This window comes from Kaistia geumhonensis (genome assembly GCF_030815145.1).
Lineage (GTDB): Bacteria > Pseudomonadota > Alphaproteobacteria > Rhizobiales > Kaistiaceae > Kaistia > Kaistia geumhonensis.
The window spans coordinates 3,698,733-3,716,732 of sequence record NZ_JAUSWJ010000001.1 but is presented as its reverse complement, the minus strand read 5'-3'; the positions used below and the strand labels follow the sequence as shown (position 1 = coordinate 3,716,732).

At 67.7% G+C, this 18,000-nt stretch carries 23 protein-coding genes; 7 read left to right on the top strand and 16 right to left on the bottom strand.

The window, feature by feature from the left end; translation table 11 throughout:
• Positions 1-30: 30 nt before the first annotated feature.
• Positions 31-897 (top strand): tetratricopeptide repeat protein, encoded by an 867-nt coding sequence (locus QO015_RS17545; RefSeq protein WP_266282631.1) that lies wholly within the window; start codon positions 31-33, stop codon positions 895-897.
• 104 nt (positions 898-1,001) lie between these two features.
• Here the strand turns inward: QO015_RS17545 and QO015_RS17540 are convergent, their stop codons facing one another.
• The 12 genes from QO015_RS17540 to QO015_RS17485 form a co-directional block, all read right to left on the bottom strand.
• Positions 1,002-1,976: a type II secretion system F family protein gene (locus QO015_RS17540; RefSeq protein ID WP_266282632.1), complete on the bottom strand. Its 975-nt coding sequence runs from the start codon at positions 1,974-1,976 to the stop codon at positions 1,002-1,004.
• A 15-nt stretch (positions 1,977-1,991) separates the two neighbouring features.
• Positions 1,992-2,996, bottom strand: coding sequence for a type II secretion system F family protein (locus QO015_RS17535; RefSeq protein WP_266282634.1), 1,005 nt, complete (start codon positions 2,994-2,996; stop codon positions 1,992-1,994).
• A gap of 4 nt (positions 2,997-3,000) precedes the next feature.
• A complete protein-coding gene (locus QO015_RS17530; RefSeq protein WP_266282636.1) occupies positions 3,001-4,434 on the bottom strand; it encodes a TadA family conjugal transfer-associated ATPase in 1,434 nt (477 codons plus the stop codon).
• Between the two features lie 3 nt (positions 4,435-4,437).
• A complete protein-coding gene (locus QO015_RS17525; protein WP_266282638.1) occupies positions 4,438-5,724 on the bottom strand; it encodes a CpaE/TadZ family protein in 1,287 nt (428 codons plus the stop codon).
• A complete protein-coding gene (locus QO015_RS17520; protein ID WP_266282639.1) occupies positions 5,724-6,518 on the bottom strand; it encodes a CpaD family pilus assembly protein in 795 nt (264 codons plus the stop codon). The genes QO015_RS17525 and QO015_RS17520 overlap by 1 nt, the downstream gene beginning before the upstream one ends.
• A gap of 18 nt (positions 6,519-6,536) precedes the next feature.
• The gene (locus tag QO015_RS17515) at positions 6,537-8,045 is read right to left on the bottom strand and encodes a type II and III secretion system protein family protein (protein ID WP_266282640.1); all 1,509 of its coding nucleotides are present in this window, start codon (positions 8,043-8,045) and stop codon (positions 6,537-6,539) included.
• 23 nt (positions 8,046-8,068) lie between these two features.
• Positions 8,069-8,869, bottom strand: a complete 801-nt coding sequence (gene cpaB, locus QO015_RS17510) for a Flp pilus assembly protein CpaB (RefSeq protein ID WP_266282641.1) — start codon at positions 8,867-8,869, stop codon at positions 8,069-8,071.
• 130 nt (positions 8,870-8,999) lie between these two features.
• Positions 9,000-9,521 (bottom strand): A24 family peptidase, encoded by a 522-nt coding sequence (locus tag QO015_RS17505; protein ID WP_266282642.1) that lies wholly within the window; start codon positions 9,519-9,521, stop codon positions 9,000-9,002.
• A 101-nt stretch (positions 9,522-9,622) separates the two neighbouring features.
• Positions 9,623-9,799: a Flp family type IVb pilin gene (locus QO015_RS17500; protein WP_266282644.1), complete on the bottom strand. Its 177-nt coding sequence runs from the start codon at positions 9,797-9,799 to the stop codon at positions 9,623-9,625.
• 35 nt (positions 9,800-9,834) lie between these two features.
• Positions 9,835-10,011: a Flp family type IVb pilin gene (locus QO015_RS17495; protein ID WP_266282646.1), complete on the bottom strand. Its 177-nt coding sequence runs from the start codon at positions 10,009-10,011 to the stop codon at positions 9,835-9,837.
• 44 nt (positions 10,012-10,055) lie between these two features.
• A complete protein-coding gene (locus QO015_RS17490; protein WP_266282648.1) occupies positions 10,056-10,232 on the bottom strand; it encodes a Flp family type IVb pilin in 177 nt (58 codons plus the stop codon).
• A 44-nt stretch (positions 10,233-10,276) separates the two neighbouring features.
• Positions 10,277-10,453 carry a Flp family type IVb pilin gene (locus tag QO015_RS17485; protein WP_266282649.1) on the bottom strand — a complete coding sequence of 59 codons (177 nt, stop codon included), beginning with the start codon at positions 10,451-10,453 and terminating at the stop codon, positions 10,277-10,279.
• 492 nt (positions 10,454-10,945) lie between these two features.
• Between QO015_RS17485 and QO015_RS17480 the strand changes: the two genes are divergently transcribed.
• The 3 genes from QO015_RS17480 (at position 10,946) to QO015_RS17470 (ending at position 12,828) form a co-directional block, all read left to right on the top strand.
• Positions 10,946-11,482, top strand: a complete 537-nt coding sequence (locus QO015_RS17480) for a pilus assembly protein N-terminal domain-containing protein (protein ID WP_266282650.1) — start codon at positions 10,946-10,948, stop codon at positions 11,480-11,482.
• Between the two features lie 169 nt (positions 11,483-11,651).
• Positions 11,652-12,245, top strand: a complete 594-nt coding sequence (locus tag QO015_RS17475) for a TadE/TadG family type IV pilus assembly protein (protein WP_266282651.1) — start codon at positions 11,652-11,654, stop codon at positions 12,243-12,245.
• A gap of 10 nt (positions 12,246-12,255) precedes the next feature.
• The gene (locus tag QO015_RS17470) at positions 12,256-12,828 is read left to right on the top strand and encodes a TadE/TadG family type IV pilus assembly protein (RefSeq protein WP_266282653.1); all 573 of its coding nucleotides are present in this window, start codon (positions 12,256-12,258) and stop codon (positions 12,826-12,828) included.
• A gap of 22 nt (positions 12,829-12,850) precedes the next feature.
• Here the strand turns inward: QO015_RS17470 and QO015_RS17465 are convergent, their stop codons facing one another.
• The 4 genes from QO015_RS17465 to QO015_RS17450 all read right to left on the bottom strand — a co-directional run bounded on the left by QO015_RS17465 (position 12,851) and on the right by QO015_RS17450 (position 15,542).
• Positions 12,851-13,831 (bottom strand): nucleoside hydrolase, encoded by a 981-nt coding sequence (locus tag QO015_RS17465; protein ID WP_266282655.1) that lies wholly within the window; start codon positions 13,829-13,831, stop codon positions 12,851-12,853.
• 151 nt (positions 13,832-13,982) lie between these two features.
• The gene (gene bfr, locus QO015_RS17460; RefSeq protein ID WP_266282657.1) at positions 13,983-14,468 is read right to left on the bottom strand and encodes a bacterioferritin; all 486 of its coding nucleotides are present in this window, start codon (positions 14,466-14,468) and stop codon (positions 13,983-13,985) included.
• A gap of 80 nt (positions 14,469-14,548) precedes the next feature.
• A complete protein-coding gene (locus QO015_RS17455) occupies positions 14,549-14,800 on the bottom strand; it encodes a (2Fe-2S)-binding protein (RefSeq protein WP_266282659.1) in 252 nt (83 codons plus the stop codon).
• Between the two features lie 70 nt (positions 14,801-14,870).
• The gene (locus QO015_RS17450) at positions 14,871-15,542 is read right to left on the bottom strand and encodes an SRPBCC family protein (protein ID WP_266282662.1); all 672 of its coding nucleotides are present in this window, start codon (positions 15,540-15,542) and stop codon (positions 14,871-14,873) included.
• 219 nt (positions 15,543-15,761) lie between these two features.
• Here QO015_RS17450 and QO015_RS17445 point away from each other — a divergent pair, with 219 nt between their 5' ends.
• From QO015_RS17445 to lspA, 3 genes are read left to right on the top strand one after another with little or no spacing between them, the layout of a single operon-like run.
• Positions 15,762-16,658: a class I SAM-dependent methyltransferase gene (locus QO015_RS17445; protein WP_370877430.1), complete on the top strand. Its 897-nt coding sequence runs from the start codon at positions 15,762-15,764 to the stop codon at positions 16,656-16,658.
• Positions 16,658-17,497 carry a TrmH family RNA methyltransferase gene (locus QO015_RS17440; RefSeq protein ID WP_266282666.1) on the top strand — a complete coding sequence of 280 codons (840 nt, stop codon included), beginning with the start codon at positions 16,658-16,660 and terminating at the stop codon, positions 17,495-17,497. The genes QO015_RS17445 and QO015_RS17440 overlap by 1 nt, the downstream gene beginning before the upstream one ends.
• Positions 17,494-17,994, top strand: coding sequence for a signal peptidase II (gene lspA, locus QO015_RS17435; protein ID WP_266282668.1), 501 nt, complete (start codon positions 17,494-17,496; stop codon positions 17,992-17,994). Before QO015_RS17440 ends, lspA begins: the two co-directional genes overlap by 4 nt.
• Positions 17,995-18,000 lie beyond the last annotated feature (6 nt).

Below are 18,000 nucleotides of genomic sequence, written 5' to 3'. Positions count from 1 at the left end.
GCCTCATTTCGTCTCCCTCCGGGTCACGCCATGCCGCTTGCTTCCGTCCCTCTCGAACGTCCTGACCGCCGGCGCTTCGCCCGTGGACTGCTTCCGGTCGCCGGCGCGCTCATCGCGGCGCAGCTGGCGCTGGCCGGCTGCACGACGAGTTCGGGCGGCGTCGATCGCGGCACGACCGGCTCGGTCGGCAAGCCGATGACCAGCGCCGACTTCCAGCAGCAGGAGAGCTACTGGAACAGCCGCTATGCGCGCGATCCGGCCTCGAAGGAGAACGCGCTCAACTTCGCCGCGGCGCTGCTGCGCACCGGCAACAGCGACCAGGCCGTCGCGGTGCTGCAGAAGGCGGCGATCCGCTTCCCGCGTGATCGCCAGATCCTCGCCGCCTATGGCAAGGCGCTCGCCGCCAACGGCCAGCTCGAGCAGGCGCTCGACGCGGTGCGCCGCGCCCAGACGCCGGACCAGCCCGACTGGCGGCTGCTTTCGGCGGAAGGCACGATCCTCGACCAGCTCGGCCAGGCCGACGCCGCGCGCCAGCTCTACCAGAAGGCGCTTGCGCTGAAGCCGAACGATCCGATGGTGCTCTCCAATCTCGGCATGTCCTATGTGCTGACCGACCAGCTTCCGCAGGCCGAGCAGGTCCTGCGGATCGCCGTGGTCCAGCCGGGCGCCGACAGTCGCGTGCGCCAGAATCTCGCGCTGGTGGTCGGACTTCAGGGTCGCTTCCAGGAGGCGCAGCAGATCGCCCGCGCCGAGCTCTCGCCGCAGCAGGCGGAAGAGAACGTCGCCTATCTTCAGGCGATGCTGGCGAGCCGCACCCGCACCGCCGCAAACAAGACCGCCAAGGCGAAATCGGCGCCGGCACAGGCGCAGGCGATGCCGCCCCTCCCCTCCGGCTGAGACGGCGCACGATCAGGACCTTCGAAGCACAAGAACCCCCGGGTCGGCGCCGCTCCGGGGTTTTTCATGCCTGGATGCGGAGGCCGCGCGGGCCGGCGGCCGCCTCAGTGACGCGCCTGCATCACCTGGATGGCGGCCGGGCCGGCGATGACGGCGAAGAGGACCGGCAGGAAGAAGACGATCATCGGCACGGTCAGCTTCGGCGGCAGCGCGGCGGCCTTCTTCTCGGCGTCGTTCATGCGCTGGTCGCGGCTCTCCTGCGCGAGGACGCGCAGCGACTGGCCGAGCGGCGTGCCGTAGCGCTCCGACTGGTTGAGGGCCATGACGACGCCCTTGACCATGTCGAGCCCGGTCCGGTTGGCGAGGTTCTCATAGGCCTGGCGACGGTCGGGCAGATAGGAGAGCTCCGCCGTGGTGAGCATCAGCTCCTCGGCGAGCTCGGTCGACTGCGCGCCGATCTCCTCGGCCACCTTGCGGAACGCGGCTTCGACCGACATGCCGGACTCGACGCAGATCAGGATGAGGTCGAGCGCATCCGGCCAGGCCTGCTTGATCGACTGCTGCCGCTTCTGCACGCGGTTGGAGACGAACACGACCGGCAGGTAGAAGCCGGCGCCAGCCGCGAGCAGCGCGAAGCAGACCTTCACGACGCCCGGCTGGGTCATCTTCGAGATGAAGAAGAAATAGACGATCGCCGCCGCGAAGAGCAGGAAGGGCAACACGAAGCGGGCGAAGAGGAAGGCCGTCAGCGGCGCCTGGCCGCGGAAGCCGGCCATGCGCAGGCGGTTGATCGTCGCCTCGTCGACCAGCGCCTCGCGCAGATTGAAGCGCTCGACGATGCTGCGCATATAGGCGCGCGGCTCGGTGCGCAGCGAGACGCGGCTCCGCTCCAGCTTGGCCCGCTCGCGGGCGCGGATTCGCTCGCGCTCGACGGCGACGGTCTTCATCCGCGCCGGCAGGCGGTCGCGATCGAGCAGCGGCATGGAGAGGCCGATCACGGTCGCCGCGACCGTCACCGCCGAGAAGGCGGCGATCAGGACCGGGGGGTCGGTCAGCGTCTGGACGATGTCTCGCAGCATGGCGCGCGGCGCCCCCTAGTATTTGAAATCGATCATCTTGCGCATCACCATGATGCCGATGAACATCCACACCGCCGAGACGCCAAGGATCACGTTGCCGATCGGGTTCTGGAAGAGCAGCATGATGTATTTCGGGCTCGTCAGGGTGGTAATGGCCATCACCAGGACGGGCAGCGAGCCGATGATCCAGGCCGAGGCCTTGGCCTCCATGCTCATCGCCTTGATCTTGCCCTTCATCTTGGCGCGCTCGCGCAGCACGCGCGACAGATTGCCGAGCGCCTCGGAGAGATTGCCACCCGCCCGCTGCTGGATGGCGATGACGATGGCGAAGAAATTGGCCTCGGTGACCGGAACGCGGTCGGGCAGGCGCGCCACCGCCTCGGCAAGCGGCAGGCCGAGCGCATGCTGCTCGTCGACGATGAGGCGAAACTCGCTGCGCACCGGCTCCTTGGCCTCGCGCGAGATGATCTGCAGGCAGTCGTTGATCGGCAGGCCCGACTTGATGCCGCGCACGAGGACGTCGACGGCGTTCGGGAACTCGTCGAGGAACATCTTGAAGCGCCGCTTGCGCATGAAGCCGACGATCCAGCGCGGCAGGCCCAGCCCGGCGCCGATCGCCGCGGCGGCGACGGCATAGAGCGGCAGTCCGGCGACGAGCGCCGCGAGGCCGAAGACGAGGCCGGCGGCAAGCGAGATCAGGATGAAGGTGCGGCGCGACCAGTCGAGCCCGGCCTGCTGGAGCTTCAGCATCAGCGGCGGCGAATTGTTGCGCTTCGCCTTGGCCTTCTGGTTGTCCTCGATCTCCTTCAGCGTGTCCTGGATGGACTTGCGCCGCCGCATCGCGTCGCTGACGCGGTTGGCGGGGGCCGAGGCGGCCGATTTCGCCCGGACGCCGGCGACGCGGCTCTCGATCTGGCCCTCGTCGCGGATGCGGGTCGCCAGCATCGCATAGGCGAAGCCGCCGACGCTGAGCATGGTCAGGACGGAGATGGCGAGGACGATCGCGTTCGCGCCCAGCATGATCTCACGCCGCCCCCCGCGCTTCCTCGGTCGTCTCGGCCGCGTCGAGCGCGGCGGCGAGCCGGTTCTCCTCGTTGAAGTAGCGCGCGCGCTCCCAGAATTTCGGGCGTCCGATGCCGGTCGAGCGATGGCGGCCGATGATGCGGCCGTTCTGGTCCTCGCCGATGATGTCGTAAAGGAACACGTCCTGCGTCGTGATCACGTCGCCTTCGAGGCCGATCACCTCGGTGATGTGGGTGATGCGGCGCGAGCCGTCGCGCAGGCGCATGACCTGGACGATGACGTCGATCGAATTGACGATCATCTCGCGCAGCGTGCGCGAGGGCAGGCTGAAGCCGCCCATGGTGATCATGGATTCGAGGCGCGACATGGCCTCGCGCGGGCTGTTGGCGTGCAGCGTGCCCATTGAGCCGTCATGGCCGGTGTTCATCGCCTGAAGGAGGTCGAAGGCCTCCGGTCCGCGCACCTCGCCCACGATGATCCGCTCGGGACGCATGCGCAGGCAGTTCTTCACGAGATCGCGCATGGTGATCTCGCCCTCGCCTTCCAGATTGGGCGGGCGGGTCTCGAGGCGGACGACATGCGGCTGCTGGAGCTGCAGTTCCGCCGCGTCCTCGCAGGTGATGATGCGCTCGGTCGGCTCGATCGCGGCGGTGAGGCAGTTGAGCAGCGTCGTCTTGCCCGAGCCCGTGCCGCCGGAGATGAGCACGTTGCAGCGCGAGCGGCCGATCACCTCGAGGATGGTGGCGCCTTCCTGCGTGATGGTGCCGAAGCGCACCAGCTGCGGCAGCGTCAGCTTGTCCTTCTTGAACTTGCGGATGGTGAGGGTCGGCCCGTCGATGGCGAGCGGCGGCGCGATGACGTTGACGCGGCTGCCGTCCGGAAGGCGGGCGTCGCAGATCGGGCTCGCCTCGTCGACGCGGCGGCCGACCTGGCTCACGATCCGCTGGCAGATGTTCATGAGCTGCGTGTTGTCGCGGAAGCGCACCGGCGTCAGCTGCACGCGGCCCTGCACCTCGATATAGGTCCGGCCGGCGCCGTTCACCATGATGTCGGCGATGTCGTCGCGCGCCAGCAGCGGCTCGAGCGGACCATAGCCGAGCACGTCGTTGCAGATGTCCTCGAGCAGGTCCTCCTGCTCGGCGATCGACATCACCATCGCCTTCAGCGAGACGATGTCGCTGACGATGTCGCGGATTTCCTCGCGCGCGGCCTCGAGATCGAGCTTGGCGAGCTGCGCGAGATCGATCGATTCGATCAGCGCGGCGAAGACCTGAGCCTTATGGGCGTAGAATTCCTCCGAGCGGCGGGCTGACAGCCCCTCGTCGAAGGCCGGCAACGCGGCGGGCACCGGGGCTGCGACCGGCGCCGGGGCGGGCGCGACGCTGGCCGGTCTGGTCGCCGACGGCAGAGGAGTGGCGCCACGCTTTCCGAACATACGTCAGGCTCCGTTCTTCTTTCCGCGCAGCCTGGCGAGCAGCGGCGCGAGCGCGCTCGCCTTCTTCTGCTTCACCTCGGCCCGGCCGGTGACGATCTGGGCGATCTGGTCGAAGGTCGCGGCGACCGCGTGCTTCGGCTCTGTCTCGGCGATCATCTGGCCGTTGTTCGCGGCGGTACCGAAGAGCTGCGGCTCGAAGGGGATGACCGCGACCGGCTCGACGCCGAGCGCGGCGGCGAAATCGACCACCTTGATCTCGGGCCGCTTCGGCATGCCCTGCTTGTTGATGACCAGCCGCGGCGGCGCGTCGCTGCGGCGCTGCTGGCGCAGCAGATCCATGAGGTTCTTGGCATTGCGGAGGCTCGCCAGATCGGGCTCGGCGGTCAGCACGATCTCGTCGGCGGCGATCAGCGTGCGCCGCGCCCAGCCGGTCCAGACATGCGGCAGGTCGAGCACCAGCGCCGGCACATTGCTCTGCGCCACCTCGACGATGCTCTCGAAAACGGTCTCGCCATAGTCGCAGGTGCGGTCGAGCGAGGCCGGCGCGGCGAGCAGCGAGAGATTGTCGGTGCAGCGCGCGAAGAGGCGGTCGAGGAAGGTATCGTCGAGCCGCTCCGGCGCGTTCAGCGCATCGGCGATGCCCTGCGCCGGGTCCTGGTTGAAGTCGAGGCCCGCGGTGCCGAAGGCGATGTCGAGATCGGCGATCACGACATTGCTCTGGAAGCCGCGCGCGATCGCGAAACCGACATTGTGGGCGATCATCGACGAGCCGGAGCCGCCCTTGGCGCCGACAAAGGCGATCGAGCGGCCGAGCGGCGCCTTGGCGCTGTCGAGATAGAGGTCGGCGATGCTCTTGATGACGCGGGCCATGTCGACCGGCACGACGAGATATTCGCTGACGCCGCGGCGGATCAGCCGCCGGTAGAGATCGACGTCGTTGGCATGGCCGATGACGACGACCTTGGTGCCGGCATCGACCACCTCGGCGAGATGGTCGAGTTCTGCGATGAGGCGCTCGCCGGACTGGCGCGACTCCACGATGATGAGATTGGGCGTCGGCGCCTGGCGATAGAACTCGCCGGCCGCCGCGAGGCCGCCCATCTGCACCTTCACATGCGTGCGCGCCATGCGCCGGTCGGCGGCGGCGAGCTCCATGACCGCCGCGAGATCGGCGGATTCGCAGAAGGCCTGGATGGAGATGCGCGGCAGCGGCCGCACATCGGCGAGCGGGGTCGTCTCGGCCGCGAGCGCTTCCCCGGCGCTCTCCCTCTCGGCGGCGAGGCTGATCATCAGTTCGTCCCTCCGATGCCGGACACCAGATTGACGTCGTCGAGACCCTTGTATTCGCCGGACGGGTTCTTCCCTTCCTGGAACTTGCCGAGCACGGTCATACGCCGCGTGGCATCGGCGGGCGTCATGCCGCGGGGATAGAGCAGGTCGAGCGGATTGGCCGTGGTCGCGGCGAGGTTCTGCTGGCTGGCGCAGCCGAAATTGTAGTAGCTGCGGTTCTCCGTCTTCATCCAGAAGGTCTGGTCCTCGGCGGGCCACTGGCCGCACCCGTCGACATGGGCCGCGATGCGCGAGAAGGCCAGCCGGATCGGCGCCTCGGTCTCTTCCGCGCCCGCCGGATAGGTGCGCACGTCGATCTGCTTGCGCGGCACGCCGGCAGCGACGAGCGCATTGGCGGACTGGCGGGCGATGCCGTTCGCGACCCTCGCATTCGGGCTGTGGCTGGGGACGACGATCGCGAGCGTCGTCGCACCCGAGGCCCTGTATTTCTGGGCGAAGCCAGTGATGTTGCCCACCTCGCGCGGCGCCAGCTTCGGTACGTTCGGCCCGACCGGGATATCCATCGTGGCGAGCTGCTGGTCGATCAGGATCGGATGGCGGTAGCGGTAGTCGTCCGGCCCGAGCACGGCGCCCGTGACGTCGTATTTGGTCTGGACGCAGCCGGCGAGCGCCGCGGCGAGCACCAGCATCGAGAGCGGAGCGACGAGGCGGCGACTACGGCGCAGGGCGCGTGTCGACCCGGCGGCTTCAGTCGGCCGATGGCCGCGCGGCGAAAGCCCATTCAGCGCATTCATGACAGGTCCCCCGCCCGATCACTCGTAGATGAAGCCGACATTGCCGGCATAGCTTCCGCGCGGCACGGGGTTGCCCACCGTGCCATAGATGCGGTTCAGGCGGCCGAGGAACGTGACCGAGGCATCGCTCGGCGTCTCGAAGCCGTCGTCGGGCCGGGCGAGCGCGCTGCGCGCCACCGGCTTCGCCATGTAGGGCGTGACGATGATCACGAGTTCGGTCTGGTTGCGCTTGAAGTCACGGCTCTTGAACAGCGCGCCGAGGATCGGCACGTCCATCAGCACCGGGAAGCCCGAGAGCGCCTGCTGGATGTTGTCCTGCAGCAGGCCGCCCAGCACCAGCGAGCCGCCCGACGGCAGCTCGATCGTGCTCTCGGCGCGCCGCACCTTGAGGCTCGGGATCTGGTACTGGCCCATCGACACCGCGCCCTCGTTCGAGATGTCCGAGGCCTCGGTCTTGACGCGCAGGCTGATGCGGCCTTCCGACAGCACCACCGGCGTGAAGGCGAGCGAGATACCGTAGGACTTGTAGGCGACGGTCAGCTGGTTGTTGGTGGCGTCGTAGCCGGTCGGCACCGGGAACTCGCCGCCGGCGAGGAAGGTGGCCGGCTCGCCGGAGATGGCGGTGAGCGTCGGCTCGGCGAGCACGCGCACGCTGCCGTCCTGCTCCATCGCCTGCAATTCGGCCATGAAGCCCGAGCCGCCGCCGGCAGAGGCGACGATCGCCCTGTTGGCGGGCGAGAACAGCGGGCCGGCGATGGCGAAGGGGTTGTTGGTGGCGAGCGCCGCGATCTGGCCGCCGACGGCGGTGATGTTGACGCCGAGCTGCTTGGCGACGTCGCGGTTGATCTCCGCCACCGTGACCTTGAGCTGGACCTGGTCCTCGCCCTCGATGGTCAGGAGGTTGAGGACCTTGGATGCCATGAGCGACTTGCCCGCGTCGCTGGCGACGCCGGCGCCGGTGCCGCCATTGCTGGACGGGCCGCCGCTGTCGCCGCTGGCGGTGACGCCGGTATTCTGCGATCCGTTGGCGAACATCGCGGCCAGCTGCTGCGCCTTGTTGGCGTCGCCGGCATTCTTCACCGTGCCGGTCAGCACGATGTTGTCGTTCATCAGCTCGACATGGATGTTCGAATCCGGGATCAGGCGCCGGATCGTCTGCTGAAGCGCCGCCGTGTCGCGTTCGACGAGCAGCGCGAGATGCAGGATCTGCTGGCCGTTCTGGTCGAGCACGAAGAGATCGGCCTGGCCCACGGTGACGCCGGTGAGGAAGATGCGCCGCGAGTCGCGCAGCACCGCGGTCGCGATGCGCGGATCGGAGACGATCACGTCGCGGGCCGCCTTCGGCAGGTCGATGATCTTCGACTTGTGATAGCCGAGCGGCAGGGTCTGCGAGGCCCCCATCGGCAGCGATACCGTCGAGGCGCTCTGCGCGACGGCGGGCAACGTCGGCAGCAGGGCGAGTCCGGCGGCGATCGCCGCGGCGCTGAGCAGGCGGCGGAGCGCGGCCGGCCGGCGCGTGTTGGTCATGATCTGTCCCCCGAGAAATGTCATCAGCGCGTCTCGACCTGCTGCGTGACGCCGTTGCGGACGATGCGCACCCCACTGCGCGACCCGCCCTCGATCAGATGCGTGGCGCTCGGATCGGCGCTCGCCGTGGCATCGGCGAGGCTGCGGAGCGCCAGAGTGAGCTTCTGGTTCGGGCTCATCTGCTGCGCGACCGTCAGGATCTCGGCCTGTTCGGCGCTGAGCTCGAGCGTCGCGGTCTGCCCGACCACCACCTTCTCGCCGTCCTTCTCGCCCAGCGTCTGGTCGATCGCCAGCACGCGGACATTGGAGAGGATGGTCTCGGTGTCGTAGCGATCCTTGCCGTTGCTGTCGGCCTTGCGCGTCATGATCACGTCGACGCGGTCATTCGGCAGGATGAAGCCGCCGGCCGAGGTGTCGGCCGAGATCGCCGTCGCGACGGCCCGCTGCCCGGCCGGCAGGATCGCCGACATGAAACCGCGGTCGGACCGGATCAGCTTCGCCTCGTTGATCGGCTCGCCGGTGACGAAGCTGGAGCGCGCGATCGAGCCCGTCAGCTCGGCCAGCGCGCCCGGACGCGCGTCGCGGGTGATGTAGCCGCCGGAGACGCCGGTCTTCGGCCAGGCCTGCCAGGAGAAGGCGGCGGTATCGAGCGCGGAGCCCATCGGCAGGTCGCGGCTCGCGACGAGGACGTCGGTCGTCGAAATGGACGGTCCGGCCGCGACGACGGTCGGGGCCGGACGATTGAGCAGCTGTCGCGCCAGGAGAGCGGCCGCAAGGCCCGCCACCAGGGCAACGCCGATTACTGCGACACGCGCCGTCTTCATGGGGGACGTTACCTCGGAAGGGATTGGTTTGCTCGATGCTGCAATCTCAGCGACGAGTGGTGTATCTATGGTTAACGAGTGGTGAGAAAATCTGCTTAACGAAAGGTAAAGACGCTGGCGGACAGGCGTTTTACATGAGGCCGGCCGAAAGGGCCGCGAAGGGCGTCGCCGGATAGACCATCATGGCGCCGGCGGCGAGCGCGATGCCGTAGGGCACGCCGACCGACTTGTCGTGCAGCCGCATGACCCAGCCGTGGCGGAGCGCGAAGGCGGGCAGCATCCAGGCGCGGAACATCATGATGCCGAGCGTGAGCGCGCCGCCGAAGAGACCGGCATAGACGAGGAAGTCGAGCATCGCCGGTCCGAAGCCGAACCAGAGGCCGATCGCCGCCGCGAGCTTGGCATCGCCGCCGCCGATCCAGCCGCGGGAGAAGAGCAGGATGCCGAGCGCCAGCAGCAGGAAGCCGGCGAGGAGGTGCATTCCGAACAGCCCGAGCGGCATGCCGATCGCCAGCGCCGCGAACGGGAAGACCAGGGCCAGCGCGCCGGAGAGGCGGTTCGGGATGGTCATAGTGGTGAGGTCGGACACGGCCGCGAGCGCCATCGCCGCCGGAAAGGCGAGATAGATCGCGAGATCGAGGACGGCGGTCATCAGGCTCCTCCGGATAGGGCAATCCAGGCATTGCGCCGCCCGCAGGCGACGCAATGCCCAGGTTGGGGGTGCCCCGCCTTGTGCGGCGGTGGCCTTCTTGGTCAGGATCCGGCCGAAGCGACCGAACCGCTGACAGTCTCGTAAAGGGTCTGCACGGCGTCGCGGACCGCGGGAAACCCGGCGATGATGGCGCCACTCATGAAGAGAGCGATCAGGCCGTATTCGACCGCGGTCGCGCCCTGCCCGCAGGCCACGAAGCGGGAGAGGATCAGTCGCATCGGCGTCTCCTTCCCCGCTGGGGCGGCAACCGCGATTACGGGGCGGCGGTCGTGACGGTCGAACCGAGATTGGTGAAGGCCGTCTGCAGGTCGGTCGAGAGGATCGTGATGCCGGCGATGATGCCGACGCTCATCAGCGCGGCGATCAGGCCGTATTCGATGGCGGTCGCGCCGGACTCGTTCTTCACGAAGCGAGCGAAAAGGGTCTTCATGGTTCTGTTCCTTGTTTCTGGAGTTCTGGCGGGAAAGCGGGCGATTACGGAGCGGCGGTGGTGACGGTCGAGCCGAGATTGGTGAACGCCGTCTGCAGGTCGGTCGAGAGGATCGTCACACCGGCGATGATGCCGACGCTCATCAGCGCGGCGATCAGGCCGTATTCGATGGCGGTCGCGCCGGACTCGTTCTTCACGAAGCGAGCGAGAAGGGTCTTCATGGTTCTTTTCCTTGGTTCTGGCGTGCTTGCGGAAAGGCGAGCGATTACGGGGCGGCGGTCGTGACGGTCGAGCCGAGATTGGTGAAGGCCGTCTGCAGGTCGGTCGAAAGGATCGTGATGCCGGCGATGATGCCGACGCTCATCAGGGCAGCGATCAGGCCATATTCGATGGCGGTCGCGCCGGACTCGTTCTTCACGAAACGAACAAAGAGAGACTTCATGATTTCATTCCCCGATACTTGGATGGACTGAGAAGATTTCTGTTTATCCCGAGGTCCACATCGTTGTTCGTCCGTGGCCCCCAACGAGATGCAACTTAGCACCCACCTCCTGAGCCTTAGTTAAATCAAATTCGAATAAATCGTGTGTCGTTTCATTTTAAATTAACCACGTCTCGGGGGCCGACTTCCAGACATCTGTAGGAATTGAGTTTTTCAAATCGCTGTTCTTTTGTTTACCGAATCTTAACTGGCCGGATTGACGTTCCGTTCATCATCCGGCGAAGACCGTCTCGGCGCATGTTTGCCGGCACGGCTCCCGAAAGCGCCGATTCCCGCCGATCGGGGCGCAGGGGCGCCAACAGCGATTCCTTGCCGCGCGTTAAGGACTTCCAGGTCTCCGCGCCGACTTAAGTCTTCATTCACCATCATCGGGCAGGGTGGGGATCGCGACCGTGCGCCGGGGAAGCGCGCCGCCACGAAGGATCTGAAGCCATGATGATGAACCGGTGTCCTGCCGCCGCATCGCGCGCCGCCGCGAGCTCCGCGTCGCGCCGGCGTCTCGCCGCACTCGCCCTGGCTGTACCGATCGCGCTCGCGGCCGCGGGCTCGCTCGCATATGCGACGGAAGCCGTTCCGATCTCGATCAAGATGGACCGCGCGAAGGTGATGCGCATCTCGCGCCCGGCCGCCATCGTGGTCGTCGGCAACCCGGCCATCGCCGACGCGACCATCCAGGACCGGCAGACCCTGATCATCACCGGCCGCAGCTTCGGCACCACCAATCTCATCGTGCTCGACGAGAAGGGCGAACCGATCGCCGACGAGTTGCTCACCGTCAGCGCCTCCGACGACCAGATGATCACCGTCTATGCCGGCGGCGACCGCCGCAGCTTCTCCTGCGCGCCCGACTGCCAGCCGATCATGACGCTGGGCGACACCTCGACCGCCTTCGCCGACGCCCGCACCCAGCTCGAGCAGCGCAACTCGATCCTGCAGGGCGCCACCGGCGTGACGGCCGGGAGCAACTGAGGCATCGGATCGACGCGCCACACGCGCGAGGCGGCAGGGTTAATCCTTCCTTGCCGCGGTCCCCCGCATTTTCGACAAAGCCGACAAACATTCCGCAAGGCCTGCCTGCTAGGTGATCCGGAGAGGCAAAGGGCCCGCGATCCGGCGGGCGGCCGGGGAGCTGTCGGACATGGCTGCTGCACAGTTGGAGGCATCCGCGGGCGCCGCCATACCGCCGCGCCGCAAGGCGCGCGGCAAGGCGACCTTCATGGCGCGCGGCTTCTGGCGCAACAGCCGCGGTGCCGCGGCCGTCGAATTCGCCCTGATCGCCCTGCCCTTCTTCGGTCTCATCGCCGGTCTGCTCGAGACCGGGCTGATGATGTTCGCCGACAGCGCGCTCGACCAGGCGACCAATCGCGCCGCCCGCATGATCCGCACCGGCCAGGCGCAGCAGCAGAACTTCAACGCCAATACCTTCCGCAGCCAGATCTGCACCGGCGGCGTCGCGACGATGTTCGATTGCACCAAGCTGAAGATCGACGTGCGCACCGCCACCGACTTCGCGTCGATGAACCTCGCCAGCCAGAACAAGCCCGACGGCAGCATCGACGACGCGACGCTGACCTACAATGCCGGCCACGGCTCGGACATCGTCGTCGTGCGCACCTATTACGACTGGCCGATCGTCCTGAACCGCCTCGCCACGTTCGGCGAGGGGCAGGATGGCAAGACGCGCCGACTGGCCTCGACCGTCGCCTTCCGCAACGAACCCTTCAACTGGTGAGGAGGGGCTGATGCGCGCCGCACTGGCCAATGCCGTCCGCCCGACCCGCTCGCTGCTCGCCCGCTTCCGGGCCGCGCGCTCGGGCATCGCGGCGCTCGAATTCGCGCTCATCCTGCCGATGATGCTGGTGCTCTATGTCGGCGGCGTCGAGGTCAACGACGCGATCAGCATCCGCCGCAAGCTGAACCACGCCGCGAGTGCGCTGGCCGATCTCGCCGCGCAGTCCAATGCAACCGTGACGGCGGCCGCGATCACCGATCTCTTCTATGCCGGCAACGCGGTGATGAAGCCCTATGACAGCGCCAAGCTGAAGCCGGTCATCGCCGGCGTCGCCATCGACGACAAGGGCGCGGCGACCATCGCCTGGGCCAAATCGGCCAATGGCGCCAGCTGCCCGGCCAAGGGAAGCGCGGTCTCGATCCCGGCCAGCCTCGCGACGCCGAACAGCTTCCTGATCATGGTCGATGCCAGCTATGCCTTCACGCCGAAGATCGGCTATGTGCTGACCGGCACCTACAACATGGACGAGCGCGTCTTCCAGCAGCCGCGCATCGGCAAGGCGATCGCGGGCCCGACCTGCTGAGAGCCGGGCCCGGGAAGCCCGGTCAGGCCTTCGGCCCGTGCGGGCGCGCGAAGGTGTCGGCGAGCATGTCGACGAACTTGCGTGGATCGGCCGAGAGCGCGAGATCGACATTCGGCTTCATGCCGCTGCGGAACTGCGTGTCGACGATCGTCGTGCCGACCGTGAGCGGGCTGGCCGTCTCGACCTCGACCGGATAGCGCGTGGTCGAGAGGATCGAGCGGTCGACGAGATAGGCGACGCAGACCGCGTCGTGCACCGGAGCCGAACCGCCCTCCTCGCCCATCTTCTGGTACTTGTCGTGCACGTCGATGCGGAAGCGCACGATCTCCGCCGTGGCGGTGGCCGCGGGCGTCCCGAGCGCGGCGAGGCGGTCGCAGTCGGCGAGCGTCATCAGCGCCTGATGCGTCGCGTCGAGCGGAACCAGCGTCACCTTTTCGAAGCCGGAATTCAGCACGCGCGCCGCCGCTTCGGCGTCGCCCCAGATGTTGAACTCGGCGGACGGCGTCACATTGCCGAAGGCGTAGCCGCCGCCCATGATGATGAGCTCGGGCACCAGCTTCACGAATTTCGGATAGGCGGCGAGCGCGGCCGCGACATTGGTGAGCGGGCCGACCGGCATCAGCACGATCGGGTCGGTCGCGGCGCGATAGGTCTCGATCAGGAACTCGACCGCGGTCTTCTCCGCCTTGGCCGAGCGGGCGGGCGGGACGGGAAGCTCTTCGGGGTGATACTTCTCGCCGCCCTCGTCATAGCGCTTCACGATCGGGTGGCCGGTGCGCACCAGCGGACGGTCGGCACCCTCATAGACCGCGATGTCGGCGCGGCCGATATGGTCGAGAACGCGCAGCGAATTGTCGGTGCAGAACTGCACCTCGACATTGCCGTTCACGGTGGTGACGCCGACCAGTTCCAGTTCCGGGTGCAGCGCGGCGAGCATGATCGCGACGGCATCGTCGGTCCCGGTGTCGACGTCGAGGATGAGCTTCTTGCGATCGGCGGCCATGCTGTCGTCCCTTGGTGGCGTTGCCCCTTCCGGTTAGTGCCTCCGCCGCGCGGCGGCAAGGGCGGGGCATGGGGAGGCAAGACTTCCCGCACGAAAAGGGCCGCGTCATGGACGCGGCCCGATCGAAAAGCGGTGCGGCGAAGCGAAAGGCCTACTCGGCGTCGTCGGCCGGCGCGGACTGGAGCAGCGCATAGCGCTCGGGACCCAGCGCCTTCAGGAGGTCGAGCTGCGTCTCAAGGAAGTCGATATGGCCCTCCTCGTCCATCATCAATTCCTCGAACAGCTTCATCGACACATAGTCGCCCGCCTCGTGGCAGATGTCGCGCGCGGCCTTGTAGGCGTTGCGGGCCGTGTATTCGCCGCGCAGATCCGCCTCCAGGATCTCCTGGATCGTCTGCCCGATCTCGAGCGGATCGAGCACCTGCATGTTGGGGAAGCCTTCGAGGAAGATGATGCGCGCGACGAGGCGGTCGGCGTGGTGCATCTCCTCGATCGATTCGGCCCGCTCCTTCTTGGCGAGCTTGAGGAAGCCCTTGTCCTCCAGAAGGCGGTAATGAAGCCAGTACTGGTTGACCGCCGTCAGCTCGAGCCGCAGCGCCCGGTTGAGCTGTTCGATGACGCGCGCATCGCCCTTCATGAGCCTTCTCCTTCTGGAACTGTTCCAAGAAGGATTCTAGGCGAGCGGGGAGCGAGGGTCAAACCCCTCGCGCGCCTGGTTCAGCCGTAGAGCGCGTCGTTCTTCTCGTCATCGGCGCCCGAGCCGAGCGGCTCGGGACAGGTCACCGCGAGGCCGCTCTCCATGACGATGCGGCGGACCAGCGCGAAGCAGACCGTGCACTGCGCCCGCATCTGGAGAAAGCGATAGATGCGCGCAGGGGTCAGCGGACGCCCCGGCTGCTCGCGCTGAAGCGTCTCGGCCGCCGAGAGGATCTGGGCCTTGGTCAAGATGTTGCAGGAACAGACGATCATGGGCGCTGCGTCTCGAGGAGCGTCCGCCCAAGATAGGGTCTCGCGCCCGGTTCGGCCAGTTTCGTCGTGCTCAGCGCAGGATGGCGAGCGCGACGATCACGACGAGCAGCGCGATCAGCCCCCAGACATAGGGGCCGCCGAGGAAACCGCGGCCGGCCGCGACCTCGATTTCCTGCTCGACCTCCTCGACGATCTCGGCGACATGCGAGGCCTCGTCGTCGACCCGGTGCTCGAGGCGGTCGACGAGTTCGTCCTGCGCCGCCTCCTCCGGGGTCTCGGTGGCGAGCGGCGGAGCGGCGACCAGAGGCTCTCCGAGACGCGCCGCCAGCGCACCGAAGAACGCCTCGGCAAACGCCCGAGCGGCGGCGGCGAGTTCGCCGGCATCGATCCCGGCCAGCGCACCATGGGGCTCGACATGCGCCGCATAGGCTGCGCGCGTCGCCTCGCCGGCCTCGGAAAGCACGATCTCGACCGAGCCGCGCAGCCCTCCGGCATGGCTGCCCTCGACGCCGCCCTCGAGCGCCACGCGCTCCGGCGCGACGCCCGGACCATAGGAAAGCTTGCCGGCGACGGGACCGGCCAGATGCGCAACCGCGAGGTCGAAGGAGCCTTTCATCTCGTCGCCGCTGCGGGTCAGCGTCTCGCAGCCCGGCAGGGCGGTTCTCAGCATCTCGGGATCGTTCAGCGCCGCGAAGACGACCTCGCGCCGTGCCGGAAGCTGGATTTCGCCGGTGATGTCCATGGGAGCTGCCTTCCCTTCGATGCGCCGCGGCGCGGCTCTTCTGCGGCCGGGCCGCTCGGGGTGAGCATTAAGGCGGCGCCGTGCAAAGGGCAACGGCCGCCTTTCGCCATCGGTGAGCGCACGGTCCCTCGCCGGGCGATTGGCAATCCGCCCGGCGCGGATTAAGAACCGCCCATGCGCCCATCATCCGAAACGCGGCCGGCCCCGCATTGGCCTTTGATGCTCCAGACCGAGGGCTGGCGCGACTATGCGCTCATCGACAGCGGCCATGGCCGCAAGCTCGAGCGCTATGGCGATTATCGTATCGTGCGCCCCGAGGCGCAGGCGCTGTGGACACCGCGCCTCGCGGAAAGCGAATGGGAGAGCGCCGACGCCGTCTTCACAGGCGCCAAGGACGAGGATTCGGACGGGCGCTGGCGCTACCGGAGGCCTATCGGCGAAACCTGGCCGATGGCCTGGCGGCTGCCGCGCGAGGCCGGCGAGAAGGAAATCCGCTTCCTCGGCCGCTTCACCGCCTTCCGCCATGTCGGCTTCTTCCCCGAGCAGGAGATGCACTGGGCCTGGTTCGCCCGCCTGTGCACGAGCGCGAAGCGGAAGCCGAAGGTGCTCAACCTCTTCGGCTATACCGGCATCGCCTCCTTCGTCGCCGCGCTCGCCGGCGCCGAGGTGACGCATGTCGACGCCTCCAAGAAGGCGATCGGCTGGGCGCGCGAGAACCAGGCGATGTCGGGCATCTCCGATCTTCCCGTGCGCTGGATCGTCGACGACGCGATGAAATTCGTGCAGCGCGAGGTGCGTCGCGGCTCCCGCTACGACGGCATCATCCTCGACCCGCCGAAATTCGGCCGCGGGCCTAACGGCGAGGTCTGGGACATCTTCGAGAAGCTGCCGGAGATGATGCGGCTCTGCCGGCAACTGCTGGCCGACGACGCGCTCTTCCTCTGCCTCTCCGCCTATTCGATCCGAGCCTCCTTCATGGCCGTCCACGAGCTTTCGGCCGAGGCGCTGGCCGGATTGCCGGGGCGGCTGGAATCGGGCGAACTGCTGCTGCGCGAGGAAGGCGGCGGGCGGGTCCTGTCCACCTCGCTGTTCTCGCGCTGGTCGAGGGAAAGCTGATGGCCGACGAAACCGACCTCCCCGTCCCCGGCCAGGTCCGCGTGGTGACGAGCCTCACGAACCCGACCATCAAGGAGATCCGCGCGCTCGCCCTGCCGAAATACCGGCGGGAGAGCGGCCTCTTCGTTACCGAGGGCATGAAGCTCGTGGCCGACGCCGTCGAGGGCAACTGGCCGATCCGCATCCTCGTCTACGGCGCGAAGGTCGCGAACCATCCCGTCGTCCGGCGGGTGGCGCAGACGGCGCATGCGCGCGGCGGCGACGTGCTCGAGGTTTCCGAGGCGGTGCTCGCCAAGATCACGCGACGGGAAAACCCGCAGATGGTGGTCGGCGTCTTCGAGCAGCGCTTCACCGACGCTGACGCGATCGAGCCGGGCCGCGACGACCTCTGGGTCGCGCTCGAAGGCATCAAGGACCCGGGCAATCTCGGCACCATCATCCGCACCGCCGACGCGGCCGGCGCCAAGGGCGTCATCCTCGTCGGCGACACCGTCGATCCGTTCGGCGTCGAGGCGGTGCGCGCCACGATGGGCTCGATCTTCCACATGCTGCTCGCCCGCCTCTCGGCCGACGCCTTCGCCGCGTGGCGCAAGAGCTGGCCGGGCATCGTCGTCGGCACGCATCTCTCCGGCCAGGAGGACTACCGGACGGTCGACTACGACAAGCCGGTCCTGCTTCTGATGGGCAACGAGCAATCCGGCCTCGACGACCGCTTCGCCGCGCTCTGCGACCATCTCGTGAAGATCCCGCAGGTCGGCCGCGCCGATTCCCTCAATCTCGCGATCGCGACCGGCGTCATGCTGTTCGAGATCCGCCGGGGCAAGCTCACGCTGTCATGACCGAAACGACCCAAACCGGCACCCGGCCGCCCGGGCCGCTGTCCGCGCTCGGGCTGGCGATCATCGCGGCCGTCGTCATCGTCGACCAGATCTCGAAGGCGATCGCCGAGGCGCGGCTCGACTACCAGCACGGCATCGAGCTGCTGCCGATCCTGGCGCTCTACAGGGTCCACAACACCGGCGTCGCGTTCTCCTTCGCGCATGGCTTCGACAGCCTTCTGCTCGTCGGCGGCACGGCGCTGATCACCCTCGTCGTGCTCTGGCTGTGGGCGACCGCGCGTGACGGCGGGCGGCTGGTGGCGATCGGCTTCGCGCTCATCACCGGCGGCGCGATCGGCAATCTCATCGACCGCGTCCGCTTCGGCCATGTGGTGGATTTCCTCTATCTCCACCTCGGCGACCGCGGCCTGTTCGTCTTCAACCTCGCCGATGTCGCGCTGACCATCGGGCCCATCCTGCTCGCCTGGCACTATCTCGTCGTCGAGCGGAAGCGCTGAGGACGG

What these genes read in the sequence shown, in the direction of transcription:
- QO015_RS17540 (WP_266282632.1), bottom strand. Translation starts at nt 1,976, where the DNA reads ATGCTGCGAGACATCGTCCAGACGCTGACCGACCCCCCGGTCCTGATC.
- QO015_RS17485 (WP_266282649.1), bottom strand. Translation starts at nt 10,453, where the DNA reads ATGAAGTCTCTCTTTGTTCGTTTCGTGAAGAACGAGTCCGGCGCGACC.
- QO015_RS17470 (WP_266282653.1), top strand. Translation starts at nt 12,256, where the DNA reads ATGCGCGCCGCACTGGCCAATGCCGTCCGCCCGACCCGCTCGCTGCTC.
- QO015_RS17440 (WP_266282666.1), top strand. Translation starts at nt 16,658, where the DNA reads ATGGCCGACGAAACCGACCTCCCCGTCCCCGGCCAGGTCCGCGTGGTG.
- QO015_RS17450 (WP_266282662.1), bottom strand. Translation starts at nt 15,542, where the DNA reads ATGGACATCACCGGCGAAATCCAGCTTCCGGCACGGCGCGAGGTCGTC.
- QO015_RS17505 (WP_266282642.1), bottom strand. Translation starts at nt 9,521, where the DNA reads ATGACCGCCGTCCTCGATCTCGCGATCTATCTCGCCTTTCCGGCGGCG.
- QO015_RS17530 (WP_266282636.1), bottom strand. Translation starts at nt 4,434, where the DNA reads ATGTTCGGAAAGCGTGGCGCCACTCCTCTGCCGTCGGCGACCAGACCG.
- QO015_RS17520 (WP_266282639.1), bottom strand. Translation starts at nt 6,518, where the DNA reads ATGAATGCGCTGAATGGGCTTTCGCCGCGCGGCCATCGGCCGACTGAA.
- QO015_RS17445 (WP_370877430.1), top strand. Translation starts at nt 15,762, where the DNA reads ATGCTCCAGACCGAGGGCTGGCGCGACTATGCGCTCATCGACAGCGGC.
- QO015_RS17545 (WP_266282631.1), top strand. Translation starts at nt 31, where the DNA reads ATGCCGCTTGCTTCCGTCCCTCTCGAACGTCCTGACCGCCGGCGCTTC.
- QO015_RS17455 (WP_266282659.1), bottom strand. Translation starts at nt 14,800, where the DNA reads ATGATCGTCTGTTCCTGCAACATCTTGACCAAGGCCCAGATCCTCTCG.
- QO015_RS17535 (WP_266282634.1), bottom strand. Translation starts at nt 2,996, where the DNA reads ATGCTGGGCGCGAACGCGATCGTCCTCGCCATCTCCGTCCTGACCATG.
- QO015_RS17495 (WP_266282646.1), bottom strand. Translation starts at nt 10,011, where the DNA reads ATGAAGACCCTTTTCGCTCGCTTCGTGAAGAACGAGTCCGGCGCGACC.
- QO015_RS17500 (WP_266282644.1), bottom strand. Translation starts at nt 9,799, where the DNA reads ATGCGACTGATCCTCTCCCGCTTCGTGGCCTGCGGGCAGGGCGCGACC.
- bfr (WP_266282657.1), bottom strand. Translation starts at nt 14,468, where the DNA reads ATGAAGGGCGATGCGCGCGTCATCGAACAGCTCAACCGGGCGCTGCGG.
- QO015_RS17475 (WP_266282651.1), top strand. Translation starts at nt 11,652, where the DNA reads ATGGCTGCTGCACAGTTGGAGGCATCCGCGGGCGCCGCCATACCGCCG.
- QO015_RS17490 (WP_266282648.1), bottom strand. Translation starts at nt 10,232, where the DNA reads ATGAAGACCCTTCTCGCTCGCTTCGTGAAGAACGAGTCCGGCGCGACC.
- QO015_RS17515 (WP_266282640.1), bottom strand. Translation starts at nt 8,045, where the DNA reads ATGACCAACACGCGCCGGCCGGCCGCGCTCCGCCGCCTGCTCAGCGCC.
- cpaB (WP_266282641.1), bottom strand. Translation starts at nt 8,869, where the DNA reads ATGAAGACGGCGCGTGTCGCAGTAATCGGCGTTGCCCTGGTGGCGGGC.
- lspA (WP_266282668.1), top strand. Translation starts at nt 17,494, where the DNA reads ATGACCGAAACGACCCAAACCGGCACCCGGCCGCCCGGGCCGCTGTCC.
- QO015_RS17525 (WP_266282638.1), bottom strand. Translation starts at nt 5,724, where the DNA reads ATGATCAGCCTCGCCGCCGAGAGGGAGAGCGCCGGGGAAGCGCTCGCG.
- QO015_RS17480 (WP_266282650.1), top strand. Translation starts at nt 10,946, where the DNA reads ATGATGATGAACCGGTGTCCTGCCGCCGCATCGCGCGCCGCCGCGAGC.
- QO015_RS17465 (WP_266282655.1), bottom strand. Translation starts at nt 13,831, where the DNA reads ATGGCCGCCGATCGCAAGAAGCTCATCCTCGACGTCGACACCGGGACC.